The organism is Kitasatospora sp. NPDC054795, from assembly GCF_053611565.1.
On sequence record NZ_JBSHAP010000046.1, the window covers coordinates 1 to 12,806 of the forward strand.

Genomic DNA, 12,806 nt, shown 5'->3' on the forward strand with positions numbered 1-12,806 from the left:
CGCACAGGGGTCCTCGGGGGGGGGGGCTGGGGCCTGGCCTTCCCCCCACACCCGAATCCCGTCCATCTAAATAGCTTTTGTTCTCCTGAGGGCGTGTCCCACGGCATCGCTGCAGGTGTGGACGGCATCCCGGAGGGGTGAGTTCGGCGAACTGCCTGCCGGGGAGGGGACGGGTGGGCCATCCTCGTGGCCATGACCTCCGAGCAGTCGCCGTCCGCAGGCGGGCCCCGCCCGTCCCGCGGCCTGGTCCTCACCGTCGCCGCCGTGCTGGTCGTCCTGCTCGCGGTGGTGGCCACCGCGGTGCTGTGGCCGGACGACGGGAAGCCGGCCGCCGCGCCGCCGCCACCCACGCCGACTCCCACGGCCACCCAGACGCCGACACCTACCCCTACGCCCACGCCGCAGCCGCCGTACGCGTTCTTCCCGGTCGGTGCCTGCTTCGACCACCCGCAGCTGAGCCCGGTGATCACCAAGCCGGAGGAGCGCCCCTGCGCCGGCGACCACGACGGCGAGGTGATCGCCGACCTCAAGCTCGCGGACGGCATCACCGGCGACATTCCGCTCGCGCTCGCCATGCGGGACGGCTGCAAGGAGGCCGAGGCCGCCGCCAAGGCCCGGCAGGGCGACGGGAGGACCTACTACGGCCGCCAGTTCGGCCCGGCGACCGCCAACTACCAGCAGGGCTGGCGCGACTACACCTGCACCCTGACCGCGAGCAACAAGCAGGGCGGCCCCAAGCTCACCGGGCAGTTGCACCCGTGACTGCCGGGGGCGGTGGGGCGGGCTGACACAATGGTGCTCATGTCCACCACACCCGCCGCCCCCGGCAGCACCGCCCTCGCACCCGAGATCGCCGCCCGGCTCAAGCGCTCCGAGGACGGGCTGGTCCCGGCCATCGCCCAGCAGTACGACACCGGCGAGGTGCTGATGCTCGGCTGGATGGACGACGAGGCGCTGCACCGCACCCTCACCACGGGCCGCTGCACCTACTGGAGCCGCAGCCGCCGCGAGTACTGGGTGAAGGGCGACACCTCGGGCCACGCCCAGGCGGTCAAGTCGGTGGCCCTGGACTGCGACGGCGACACCCTGCTGGTGAAGGTCGACCAGACCGGTGCGGCCTGCCACACCGGCGACCGCACCTGCTTCGACGCCGACGTGCTCCCGCTGTCCTGACCCCACCCCGTCCACAACTCCAGAAGGTGCCGCCCGTCATGGATCTCGAAGCCTTCCGCAAGCTCGCCGTCGACACCCGGGTCATCCCGGTCACCCGCAGGCTCCTCGCGGACGGCCTCACCCCGATCGGCCTCTACCGCAGCCTCGCCGAGGAGCGCCCCGGCACCTTCCTGCTGGAGTCCGCCGAGCAGGGCCGCAGCTGGTCGCGCTACTCCTTCGTGGGGGTGCGCAGCGCCGCCGCGCTCACCGTCGGCCCGGACGGCGGGGCGCGCTGGCTCGGCAGCCCGCCGGTCGGCATCCCCACCGCCGGCGACCCGCTGGAGGTGCTGCGCGCCACCCTGCAGGCCCTGCACACCCCGCGCCGGCAGGACGACGGCCTGCCGCCGCTCACCGGCGGCCTGGTCGGCTACCTCGGCTACGACATCGTCCGCCGGCTGGAGAAGCTGCCCGACCTCAACCCGGACGACCTGGGGCTGCCCGAGCTGACCATGCTGCTCGCCACCGACCTCGCGGTGCTCGACCACGTCGACGGCACGGTGCTGCTGATCGCCAACGCCGTCAACCACAACGACCTGGACAGCGGCGTGGACGAGGCCTGGGCGGACGCGGTGGCCCGGCTGGACGCGATGGAGGCCGAGCTGTTCAAGCCGGTCGACCCGGGCCTGGCCACCTTCACCCCGGCCGGCCCCGGCGAGGTGCACTCGCCGTTCGGCGGCGAGCCGTACCGGGCCGCGGTGGAGGAGATCAAGGAGCGGATCCGGGCCGGCGAGGCCTTCCAGGTGGTGCCCTCGCAGCGCTTCGAGGCACCCTGCCCGGCCTCCGCGCTGGACGTCTACCGGGTGCTGCGCACCACCAACCCCAGCCCGTACATGTACCTGTTCCGCTTCCCCGGCCCGGACGGCGGGACCGAGGGCGGCTTCGACGTGGTCGGCTCCAGCCCGGAGGCGCTGGTCAAGGTCAGCGACGGCGAGGCGATGCTGCACCCGATCGCCGGCACCCGGCACCGCGGCGCCACCCCGCACGAGGACGCGGAGCTGGCCGCCGAGCTGCTCGCCGACCCCAAGGAGCGGGCCGAGCACCTGATGCTGGTGGACCTGGGCCGCAACGACCTCGGCCGGGTCTGCGAGCCGGGCAGCGTCGAGGTGGTCGACTTCATGCACATCGAGCGCTACAGCCACGTGATGCACATCGTCTCGACGGTGACCGGCAAGGTCGCCCCGGGGCGCACCGCCTTCGACGTGCTGACCGCCTGCTTCCCGGCCGGCACCCTCTCCGGTGCGCCCAAGCCCCGGGCGATGCGGATCATCGAGGAGCTGGAGCCCACCCGCCGCGGCCTGTACGGCGGCTGCGTCGGCTACCTGGACTTCGCCGGGGACTCGGACACCGCGATCGCGATCCGCACCGCCGTGCTGCGCGGCGGTACCGCGTACGTGCAGGCCGGCGCGGGCGTGGTCGCCGACTCCGACCCGCACGGCGAGGACACCGAGTGCCGGAACAAGGCGGCCGCCGTGCTGCGGGCGGTCGCCACCGCCAATACGCTGCGGAGGCCGGAACTGTCCTGAGGTGCGAGGAGGCGGCCGGGATGCCCGAGGTGCCGTACGACGAGCTGCGCTGGGCGGTCGTGCTCGGCGCCGCCGGACAACTCGGCGAGCAGCCGGCGGGCCACGGCCGGGTGCTCTCCGGGGTGGCGGTCGACTTCCCGGGGGCACCCGGCGCTCCCGCGCCCGAATCCGCTCCCGCACCCGCACCTGATCCGGGGTCGGGTTCCGTACCCGTGCCCGACCCCGGCACGGTGCTCGCCCCGGACCTGGCCGTGCTCGCCCGGGACGCGGTGCGGGGCGGGCGGGGCCGGTTCGCCGCGGCCGGGGTCGAGGCGGTGCTGGAGGTGGCCCGGCCCGGCCTGGCGGAGGCGGCGAGGGCGTACGCGCGCAGCGGCGTGCCGCTGTACGTGGTGGTCGATCCGGTGGCGGCGGTCTGCACCGTGCACACCGCGCCGGCCCCCGAGGGGGTGTACCGGGAGGCGGAGCGGGTGCCGTTCGGCAACGACCTGTTCCTGCCGCTCGGCGGCCGGACGGTGGTGCTGCGGACGGACGGCTTTCCCACGCCGTCCGCGACGCCGTGACCCGCCCCGTTCCCCGCCCCCTTCCCGCCCCGTTCCCCACCCCGGGTACGGACCGGGGCGTCGGCCGGGGGATAGTGGACGGGTGACTGAGCAGACCCCCGCCCCCGCCAAGTCCGGCCGCCGCACCCTCGGCGTGATGCTGCTGCTGACCGTGCTGAGCGCCGTGCTGGTGCTGACCGCGGTCGGGCGGACCTGGGCCGAGGGCCGGGCCGGCACCCTGGACGTGTCCGTCAGCGGCGGGAAGATCTCCGAACTGCCCGGCGGGCTGGCCCTGGTGGGCCTCGCCGCGGCCGTCGCGGTGTTCGCGGTGCGCGGCGTCGGACGGCTGGCGGTCGGCGCGCTGACGCTGCTGGCCGGGCTGGGCGTGGCCGCCGCCTCGGTGGCCGGGGCGGGCGACACCGCCGCGCTGGACACCGAGGCCGCCCGCAAGCTGGCGCTGACCGGCTCGGCGGCCACCGAGGTCTCGCACACCGCCTGGCCCTGGGTCGCGCTGGCCGGCGGGCTGCTGCTCGCCCTGGCCGGACTGCTCACCCTGCGCTACGGCCGGGGCTGGCCCGCGATGGGCAGCCGCTACGAGGCGCCGACCCGCAAGGCCCCGGCGAAGACCGACACGCCGGGGGACCTGTGGAAGGCCCTGGACCGGGGCGAGGACCCGACCGCGGTGTGAGCTGCGCGCATGTGACGCGATAGACCCGCCACCCGCTTTGGGCCACCGGTGTGTGGCCCGGCACAATGGAACCCGTCAACCCGCCGGCGGCCCCGCAGGCCCGGCCGGGCCCCGAGAGCCAAGGAGCACCACTCAGATGGCAGCAGCAGCACACGGCCACACCCCCGCCGCCTGGACCGGCGTCGTCATCTCCTTCGTCGGCTTCGGCGTCGCGGGCGTCGCGATGATCCTGCCGTCGGTGCTGCTCGTCTGGGTCGGCCTGGCGGTCGTCCTGGCCGGCGGCGTGGTCGGCAAGGCCATGTCCATCGCGGGCATGGGCCAGCAGGCCAGCACCAACGTCTACAAGTCGGCCGAGGAGCAGGTCGCGGCCCGCGAGGCCCGCGCCGCCGTCGCCGCCTGACGACGGGTTCGTCGCACCACACGTTTGTCGTACATCGGAACGGCGGGCGCGCCACGCCCGCCGTTTCGTCGTGTCCGGGCCCGACCCGGGCAGAATCGGGGCGTGACCTCCGCCCCCACCGCTTCCGCCCCGCCGCCCGTGCTGCGCCGGCTGAGCCCGCCGCTGACCGCGCTGGCGGCGGTGGCCGTCCCCACCACCTACGTCGCCGTGGTGGACCCGAACCTCCCCGGGCACTACCCCGACTGCCCGTTCCTGACCGCCACCGGCTGGTGGTGCCCCGGCTGCGGGGGGCTGCGCTGCGTCCACGCGCTGACCCACGGGGACCTCACCGGCGCCCTGCACGACAATGCCGTCGCCGTCCTGCTGTTCGGGGTGCTGGCGGTGCTCTGGCTGCGCTGGGGCTGGGCCGCGCTGACCGGCGGGCCGCCGCCCAGGACCACGGTCGGGGCCCGGCGCTGGGTGCTGATCGCGCTGCTGGTACTGGTGTTCACCGTGGTGCGGAACTCGCCGGTCGGCGCCGGGCTGGCACCGCCGCTGGTGTGATCGAGCCCGTCGAGCCGTTCTGCCGGGCCGGGCCGTGGACCGCCCGTTCCCGGCCGTCAACCGCCGTTCCCGGCCATCGGCCTCCGCTTCCCGGCCACCGGTCGGCTCCGGCCGGAAGAGCGTCCTGAACCGGTGCGAAGTCCGTCCGAAAACCGGTGTGGGGCCGGTGAAGCCGCAGCTGGGGACCGCCGTTGCGGGCGTCCGGTCCGCGAGACGTGGTTCGAACCGATGCGCCCCCCGCCCCCGGGTGCCGATACCATCGAAGTGCCGGTGGGCCGTCGCCCGCCGACTCGCGCCGACCAACTGGCAGAAAAGATGGGGGCTCCTGAGTGAGTGTGCTCGACTCGATCATCGAAGGGGTCCGCGAGGACCTCGCCGAGCGACAGGCCCGGGTCTCCCTGGACGAGCTCAAGGAGCTCGCCGCCAGGGCACCGGAGGCCAAGGACGGCGTCGCCGCCCTCAGGGGCGACGGGGTCCGGGTGATCTGCGAGGTGAAGCGCTCCAGCCCGTCCAAGGGCGCCCTGGCCTCGATCGCCGATCCGGCCGCCCTGGCGGTCGACTACGCGGCCGGCGGTGCGGCCGCGATCAGCGTGCTGACCGAGCAGCGCCGCTTCGGCGGGTCGCTGGCCGACCTGGACGCCGTCCGCGCCGCGGTGGAGACCCCGCTGCTGCGCAAGGACTTCATCGTCACCGCCTACCAGCTGTGGGAGGCCCGTGCGCACGGCGCCGACCTCGCGCTGCTGATCGTCGCGGCCCTCGACCAGCCGGCCCTGGTGTCGCTGATCGAGCGCGCCGAGTCGATCGGCCTCACCCCGCTGGTCGAGGTGCACGACGAGGAGGAGATCAAGCGCGCGGTGGACGCCGGCGCCCGGATCATCGGCGTCAACGCCCGCAACCTCAAGACGCTCGAAGTGGACCGCAACACCTTCGAGAACGTCGCCCACGCCATCCCGGACGGTATCGTCAAGATCGCCGAGTCCGGCGTGCGCGGCCCGCTGGACGTGATCAACTACGCCAACCTCGGCGCCGACGCGGTACTCGTCGGCGAAACCCTGGTGACCGGCAAGGACCCGCGTGCCGCGGTCGCCGACCTGGTCGCCGCCGGGGCCCACCCCGCCGTCCGGCACAAGGACTGACACCCATCCCATGAAGATCGCCGCCCGACTCGCCCCCGGTTGCCGCCCGCGCGGCTGCCGCGCACCCGCACGCCGGGTGCTGGGGCGTCGGGTGCGGTACGTCATCGGGTGCGAGCCCGGGCAGGTGCCGGGGCGGCGATGGCGCGTGACGTCCGGCTGAATCCGGTCCGGCCGACCTCCGGCCGGGAAGACGTCATCGTCGTCCATCTCCGTTCAAGGGAAACCACCATGTCCGAAAAGGACTACCTGCCCGGCGCCCAGGTGCCGGACGCGCGCGGCTACTTCGGCGCGTACGGCGGCCGCTTCATCCCCGAGGCGCTGGTCGCCGCGGTCGAGCAGGTCGCCGAGGAGTACGAGAAGGCCAAGGCCGACCCGGCCTTCGCCGCCGAGCTCGACGCGCTGCTCAAGGACTACACCGGGCGCCCGAGCCCGCTGACCGACGTGCACCGCTTCTCCGCCGAGGCGGGCGGCGCGCGCGTCCTGCTCAAGCGCGAGGACCTCAACCACACCGGCTCGCACAAGATCAACAATGTGCTGGGCCAGGCGCTGCTCACCAGGCGGATGGGCAAGACCCGGATCATCGCCGAGACCGGCGCCGGCCAGCACGGCGTGGCCACCGCGACGGCCTGCGCCCTGTTCGGCTTCGACTGCACCATCTACATGGGCGAGGTCGACACCGAGCGCCAGGCACTCAACGTCGCCCGGATGCGGATGCTCGGCGCCGAGGTGGTGGCCGTCAAGTCCGGCAGCCGCACGCTCAAGGACGCCATCAACGAGGCGTTCCGGGACTGGGTCGCCAACGTCGACTCCACCCACTACCTGTTCGGCACCGTCGCCGGGCCGCACCCGTTCCCGATGATGGTCCGGGACTTCCACCGGATCATCGGCGTCGAGGCGCGGCAGCAGGTGCTCGACCGGACCGGCCGGCTGCCGGACGCGGTCGTGGCCTGCGTCGGCGGCGGCTCCAACGCGATGGGGATCTTCCACGAGTTCATCCCGGACGCCGGGGTGCGCCTGATCGGCTGCGAGGCGGCGGGCGAGGGCGCCGAGACGCCCCGGCACGCGGCCACCCTCACCAAGGGCGACCCGGGGGTGCTGCACGGCTCCCGGACGTACGTCCTCCAGGACGAGGACGGGCAGACCGTCGAGTCGCACTCGATCTCGGCGGGGCTGGACTACCCGGGGGTCGGGCCGGAGCACGCCTGGCTGAAGGACACCGGGCGGGCGGAGTACCGGCCGGTCACGGACGACGCCGCGATGCAGGCGCTGCGGCTGCTGTCCCGCACCGAGGGGATCATCCCGGCCATCGAGAGCGCCCACGCGCTCGCCGGGGCGCTGGAGCTGGGGCGCGAGCTCGGGCCGGAGGCGACCATCCTGGTCTCGCTGTCGGGGCGCGGGGACAAGGACATGCACACCGCGGCCGAGTACTTCGGCCTGTACGACGAGCAGGCCGGCGGCGCGGGCGACGGCGCCGCCGAGGGGGGTAAGTGATCATGACTTCCAAGCTGAGCGCCGGCAAGCTGAGCGGTGTCCTGGCGGCCGCCAAGGCCGAGGACCGGGCCGCGCTGATCGGGTACCTGCCGGCCGGGTTCCCGACCGTGGACGGCGGCATCCGGGCGGTCAACGCGCTCATCGAGGGCGGCTGCGACGTGGTCGAGGTCGGGTTGCCGCACTCCGACCCGGTGCTGGACGGCGCGGTCATCCAGACCGCCGACGACATCGCGCTGCGGGGCGGCGTGCGGATCAAGGACGTGCTGCGGACCGTCCAGGAGGTCGCCTCGGCGCACCCCGAGGCCGCGGTGCTCGTGATGACGTACTGGAACCCGGTCGACCGCTACGGCGTGGCGCGGTTCGCGGCGGACCTGGCGGCCGCCGGCGGCGCCGGGTGCATCCTGCCGGACCTGCCGGTGGAGGAGTCCGAGGAGTGGCGCAAGGCGGCGGACGAGCACGGGCTGGACACCGTGTTCGTGGTCGCCCCCAGCAGCAAGGACGCGCGGCTGGCGGAGGTCACGGCGGCCGGGAGCGGGTTCGTGTACGCGGCCGCGGTGATGGGCGTGACCGGGACGCGGTCGGCCGTCGGGTCGATGGCCGAGGACCTGGTCGCCCGGACCCGGGCGACGACGGACCTGCCGGTCTGCGTCGGGCTCGGGGTCTCGGACGCGGTGCAGGCGGCCGAGGTCGCCCGGTTCGCGGACGGCGTGATCGTCGGGTCGGCGTTCGTGAAGCGGATCCTGGCCGCGGGCGAGGACGAGGCGGCGGCGCTGGACGCGGTGCGGGCCCTCGCCGGAGAGCTGGCGCAGGGCGTCCGCAGGAGCTGACGCGGCAGGAACATCCGGCCGACGGCCCTCCACTCCTCGGGGAGTGGGGGGCCGTCGGCTTTTCGCGGGGCGTGGGCACGGGCGCGCGGCTTCTCTGCGCGCTCCGGCCGGACTGCGGGCCCGAACGGGTGAACAAGGGGTGGGGACACGCATCAGCCGGGGTTGACGGACGTTGAGTGGAGGGACGAGTGCACGAACGGTTGCGGTGACGAGCGGAAGGGGTGAGCCGGTGCAGGGTTTCCAGCGGGCCGTTCTGCTGCGGGCGGCGGCAGCCGTGCTGGCGCTCGGCGCCGCGGTCGGGGTGCACGTGGAAGTGGGGCACGCGCTGGCCAGGCGCGGGGCCGAGCGCGCGGAGCGGGAGGCGGTGGCGTGCGCGGAGGCGGCCCGGCATCCCGATCTGTTCGAAGCGGGATGGTTGGCGGGGTGCCGCTGACGCGCAGGTGTTCGGTCCATTCGGACAGAACGTCACCCGTCCGGCTTCATTCCTGAATGCGGAGGAACCACGCCTCATTCCTCGCGGTTCCTCAGGGAGTGAACGAGTTTCCCGACGGGGGTTCCCTGATGACCGCGCAGCCCGGTGGCTCCGCGCCCACGCCGCGGGCGGCGAGACCGGTGCCGGCCTGGAGCGAGTGGCTCGGCACGGTCGTGCGGCTCGGCCTCGCGGTGGTCTGGGGATGGGCCGGGCTGGCGAAGGTCTCCGACCCGGCGGAGGCCGCCCAGGCCGTCCGGGCCTACGAGATCCTGCCCGAGGCCCTGGTCAAGCCGATCGGCTACGGCCTGCCGTTCCTGGAGCTGGCCCTGGCCGTGCTGCTGGTGGTGGGCCTCGGCGTCCGGCTGGTGGCCGGGGTCTCCGCGGTGCTGCTGCTGGTCTTCATCGCCGGGATCGCCTCCGCCTGGGCACGCGGCATCTCGATCGACTGCGGCTGCTTCGGCGGTGGCGGGCACGTCGACGAGACCCGGACCGAGTACCTCCAGGAGATCCTGCGCGACACCGGGTTCCTGCTGCTGGCCGGGTGGCTGCTGTGGCGGCCCCGCATCCGGCTGTCGGTGGACGCCTGGCTGGCGAACTGACCCCCCCGCACCCCCGCACCGGCGAGCTGACCCCCACACCCCTGCACCCGACGAAGGCCCCCGACCGTGGATGTCAAGGCAATGAGCGAGAAGAACCGAGAAGGCAAGCGCACCGCCCGCGAGCGGATGCTGGAACAGCGGGCGGCCGAGGAGGTCTCCTCCCGGCGCAAGAAGAAGCTGATCGTGGGCGGTTCCGTGCTCGCGGTGATCGCCGCCGCGGTGATCGTCGGCGTCGTGGTGCAGAACCAGCGCTCCAAGCCGGAGACGCCGACCGCCGCCCCGGCCGGGACGATCGGCGACAAGAACCTGGTCATCCCGGTCGGCGCGGGCAACGCGCCCTCCGTCCTCACGGTCTACGAGGACCCGCGCTGCCCCGCCTGCGGCACCTTCGAGCGCGAGTTCTCCTCCACCATCGACCAGCTGGAGGACGCCGGGAAGATCTACACGAACTACCACATCGTGTCGTTCATCGACCGGGCCGTGGGGGGCAAGGGCTCCAAGACCGCCGCCAACGCCCTGGGCTGCGCCCAGGACGCCGGGCACTTCCGGGACTTCCACGACGTGCTGTACCGCAACCAGCCGGACGAGACCAACGACGCCTTCGGCGACAAGGCCGTGCTGCTCAGCCTGGCCAAGCAGGTCAACGGCCTGGACACGCCCGAGTTCCAGTCCTGCGTCAACGACAACAAGTTCGGCGGGTGGGTGTCGGCGGTGCAGCAGGACTTCGACAAGTCCAGCTTCAAGTCCACCCCGACGGTGCTGCTCAACGGCCAGCCGATCTACCCGAAGAACGGCAGCGAGGAGATCACCCCGGCCAACCTGGTGGCCTGGGTGGACGCCGCGAACCAGGGCAAGCAGCTGGGTACGGCGGGTTCGCACGGGCAGACCCCGGCGCCGACCAGCACCGCCTCGGAGGCCAACAACCCGTCGCCGACGGCCGGCTGAGCCCGCTCCGCCGCGCCGCTCCCTCCCCGTCCGGAGGGGGCGGCGCCGCCCGTTGTTCGGTTTCTGTGACCACAAGGGGCCCCGAACGGGCCGTCGGACCCTGTAGCGTCGGAACTGCCATGGATATCGCCTACATTCCCAGCCCGTCGCGGGGCGTCCTGTACCTGGGACCGATCCCGCTGCGCGCCTACGCCTTCTGCATCATCCTCGGTGTCGTCGTTGCCGTCTGGCTCGGCAGCAAGCGCTGGGTCGCCCGGGGCGGTGCCAAGCACACCGTCGGCGACATCGCCGTGTGGGCCGTGCCGTTCGGCCTGGTCGGCGGTCGTCTCTACCACGTGATCACCGACGGTGGCCGGCTGTACTTCGCCGAGGGGAAGAACCCCTGGGACGCCCTCAAGATCTGGGAGGGCGGTCTCGGCATCTGGGGCGCCGTCGCGCTGGGCGCGGTCGGGGCCTGGATCGGTGCCCGCCGCCGGGGCGTGCCGCTGCCCGCGTACGCCGACGCCATCGCACCGGGCATCGCGCTCGCGCAGGCGCTGGGCCGCTGGGGCAACTACTTCAACCAGGAGCTGTACGGCCGGTCGACCACCCTGCCGTGGGGCCTGGAGATCGACAAGACGCTGGCCAACGGCGAGGTCGTGAAGGGCGTCTACCACCCGACCTTCCTGTACGAGTCGCTGTGGTGCGTCGGCGTCGCGGTGCTGGTGATCTGGGCGGACCGCCGGTTCACGCTGGGCCACGGCCGGGCGTTCGCGCTGTACGTGGCCGCGTACACGGTGGGTCGGTTCTGGACCGAGTGGCTGCGGATCGACGAGGCGCACGTCTACTTCGGCCTGCGGCTGAACGACTGGGTGTCCATCGGGGTGTTCGTCGCCGCGGTGGCGTACTTCGTGATCGTGGGCAGGACGCGGCCCGGGCGGGAGGACCCGGCGAGCATCGATCCGGCCGCGCACCTGGCGGCGGAGGACGCCGAGTCCAGCGAGAAGAGCGGCACGAGCGAGAAGAGCGGGAAGAAGGCCGAGGAGAAGGCCGACGGGAAGGCCCCGGAGAAGGCCGACGGGAAGCCGGTGCTGCGCGAGCCGGCTGGGCCCGTGGCCGACGGGGCGGCCGCCGAGACGGTCGGCGAGGACGTCAAGAACCCCATCTGACCTGGGGCTTCCCCCGGACGAGGCCACCCTTCGCGAGGTTTGCGAAGGGTGGCCTCAGTGGTGTTCGGACAGCCTTACTTTGCTGGAAATGCCCAGGTCAGGCGGGCTACGTTCAGGGCTGACGAACCACGACGGAGGGGAACGACGATGAGCACGATCACCATGGAGGCAGACGCCGGACACCAGCCCCGGATACCCGCGGCCGACCACCACCGGGACGTCAACGGGGGCTGGCTGCGGCCGGCCGTGTTCGGCGCGGTGGACGGGCTGGTGTCCAACTTCGCGCTGATGACCGGCGTGGTCGGCGGCGCGGCGTCCAACGGGACGGTGATCCTGACCGGGCTGGCGGGCCTGGCGGCCGGCGCCTGCTCGATGGCGGCGGGGGAGTACACCTCGGTGGCCTCGCAGCGGGAGCTGGTGCAGGCCGAGATCGAGGCCGAGCGGCTGGAGCTGAGCCGTAATCCGCACGGGGAGCTGGCCGAGCTGGCCCAGCTGTACGTGTCGCGCGGGGTGGACCCGGACCTGGCCCACGAGGTGGCCCGGCAGCTGTCCGCCGACCCGGAGCTGGCCCTGGAGGTGCACGCCCGCGAGGAGCTGGGCGTCGACCCGACCGATCTGCCCTCGCCGCTGGTGGCGGCCGGCTCGTCGTTCCTGTGCTTCGCGCTCGGCGCGCTGCTGCCGCTGCTGCCGTACCTGCTGGGGGCGACCGCGCTGCTGCCGGCGATGCTGCTGGCCGGGGCCGGACTGTTCCTGTGCGGCGCGGTGGTGGCCCGGGTGACGGCGCGCAGCTGGTGGTTCAGCGGGCTGCGGCAGCTGGTGCTGGGCGGTGCGGCGGCCGGGGTGACCTACCTGCTCGGGTGGCTGATCGGCGGCCATGTGGGCTGACCGGAGTCGTGCATGACTATGCTGAGCAGTGCGTGACGTTTCACACATGGGCACCCGGCGACGCCTGGCACTGTCTCACTATTCGGGCCCCCGAGCCGCGGATTCGCATCCGCGGACGGGCTCCCGGGATGGAATCGCAGGCGTTCATGATCGGCTTCTGTGGCGGTCCGGGTTCGCCCCTGTTTCGGGCGGTGGACGGTTGGGCACAATCGTCAGGACGTGCACTGTGGCGCGTCCTCCCATACACCCCCTGACCTGCGTGTCGTCCCGCCATGTGGACGGGATATTCCGCTTCTCGGGATCGTGGGCATCATGTAACTTGCACGACACCGCACCATCGCATCAGGGCCAACGTCGTCCCTACTTGCACCAACTTGCCGAAAGACGACGACGGGAGA

At 73.2% G+C, this 12,806-nt stretch carries 16 protein-coding genes; all 16 read left to right on the top strand.

Going from position 1 to position 12,806, the window contains the following annotated elements; all coding sequences use genetic code 11:
- The first annotated feature begins 192 nt into the window (after positions 1-192).
- The 16 genes from ACWGJO_RS18310 to ACWGJO_RS18385 all read left to right on the top strand — a co-directional run bounded on the left by ACWGJO_RS18310 (position 193) and on the right by ACWGJO_RS18385 (position 12,408).
- Positions 193-762 carry a hypothetical protein gene (locus ACWGJO_RS18310; protein WP_452184960.1) on the top strand — a complete coding sequence of 190 codons (570 nt, stop codon included), beginning with the start codon at positions 193-195 and terminating at the stop codon, positions 760-762.
- 39 nt (positions 763-801) lie between these two features.
- Positions 802-1,173, top strand: coding sequence for a phosphoribosyl-AMP cyclohydrolase (gene hisI / locus ACWGJO_RS18315; RefSeq protein WP_387730629.1), 372 nt, complete (start codon positions 802-804; stop codon positions 1,171-1,173).
- A 38-nt stretch (positions 1,174-1,211) separates the two neighbouring features.
- Positions 1,212-2,735 (top strand): anthranilate synthase component I, encoded by a 1,524-nt coding sequence (locus ACWGJO_RS18320; RefSeq protein ID WP_452184962.1) that lies wholly within the window; start codon positions 1,212-1,214, stop codon positions 2,733-2,735.
- Between the two features lie 20 nt (positions 2,736-2,755).
- Positions 2,756-3,295: a Uma2 family endonuclease gene (locus tag ACWGJO_RS18325; RefSeq protein ID WP_452184964.1), complete on the top strand. Its 540-nt coding sequence runs from the start codon at positions 2,756-2,758 to the stop codon at positions 3,293-3,295.
- Positions 3,296-3,377: 82 nt separating this feature from the next.
- Complete coding sequence (locus ACWGJO_RS18330; protein WP_452184966.1) at positions 3,378-3,962, top strand: TIGR02234 family membrane protein; 585 nt, start codon at positions 3,378-3,380, stop codon at positions 3,960-3,962.
- A gap of 136 nt (positions 3,963-4,098) precedes the next feature.
- Positions 4,099-4,362: an HGxxPAAW family protein gene (locus tag ACWGJO_RS18335; protein ID WP_380546879.1), complete on the top strand. Its 264-nt coding sequence runs from the start codon at positions 4,099-4,101 to the stop codon at positions 4,360-4,362.
- A gap of 102 nt (positions 4,363-4,464) precedes the next feature.
- Positions 4,465-4,905, top strand: coding sequence for a DUF2752 domain-containing protein (locus ACWGJO_RS18340; protein ID WP_452184968.1), 441 nt, complete (start codon positions 4,465-4,467; stop codon positions 4,903-4,905).
- Positions 4,906-5,234: 329 nt separating this feature from the next.
- Positions 5,235-6,041, top strand: coding sequence for an indole-3-glycerol phosphate synthase TrpC (gene trpC, locus ACWGJO_RS18345; protein ID WP_359910194.1), 807 nt, complete (start codon positions 5,235-5,237; stop codon positions 6,039-6,041).
- A gap of 10 nt (positions 6,042-6,051) precedes the next feature.
- Positions 6,052-6,201, top strand: coding sequence for a tryptophan biosynthesis modulator TrpM (gene trpM / locus ACWGJO_RS18350; protein ID WP_188296911.1), 150 nt, complete (start codon positions 6,052-6,054; stop codon positions 6,199-6,201).
- 68 nt (positions 6,202-6,269) lie between these two features.
- Positions 6,270-7,532, top strand: a complete 1,263-nt coding sequence (gene trpB / locus ACWGJO_RS18355; RefSeq protein ID WP_380546877.1) for a tryptophan synthase subunit beta — start codon at positions 6,270-6,272, stop codon at positions 7,530-7,532.
- A gap of 2 nt (positions 7,533-7,534) precedes the next feature.
- Positions 7,535-8,359, top strand: coding sequence for a tryptophan synthase subunit alpha (gene trpA, locus ACWGJO_RS18360; RefSeq protein WP_452178436.1), 825 nt, complete (start codon positions 7,535-7,537; stop codon positions 8,357-8,359).
- Between the two features lie 229 nt (positions 8,360-8,588).
- Positions 8,589-8,792 (top strand): hypothetical protein, encoded by a 204-nt coding sequence (locus tag ACWGJO_RS18365; RefSeq protein ID WP_452184970.1) that lies wholly within the window; start codon positions 8,589-8,591, stop codon positions 8,790-8,792.
- Between the two features lie 128 nt (positions 8,793-8,920).
- On the top strand, positions 8,921-9,430 hold the full coding sequence (locus ACWGJO_RS18370) for a MauE/DoxX family redox-associated membrane protein (RefSeq protein ID WP_452184972.1): 510 nt from the start codon (positions 8,921-8,923) through the stop codon (positions 9,428-9,430).
- A gap of 81 nt (positions 9,431-9,511) precedes the next feature.
- Positions 9,512-10,375, top strand: coding sequence for a DsbA family protein (locus ACWGJO_RS18375; protein WP_452184974.1), 864 nt, complete (start codon positions 9,512-9,514; stop codon positions 10,373-10,375).
- Positions 10,376-10,494: 119 nt separating this feature from the next.
- Positions 10,495-11,523 (top strand): prolipoprotein diacylglyceryl transferase, encoded by a 1,029-nt coding sequence (gene lgt, locus ACWGJO_RS18380; protein WP_452184976.1) that lies wholly within the window; start codon positions 10,495-10,497, stop codon positions 11,521-11,523.
- Positions 11,524-11,685: 162 nt separating this feature from the next.
- Entirely contained in the window at positions 11,686-12,408 is a 723-nt protein-coding gene (locus tag ACWGJO_RS18385; RefSeq protein ID WP_452185022.1) for a VIT1/CCC1 transporter family protein, read from the top strand.
- Positions 12,409-12,806 lie beyond the last annotated feature (398 nt).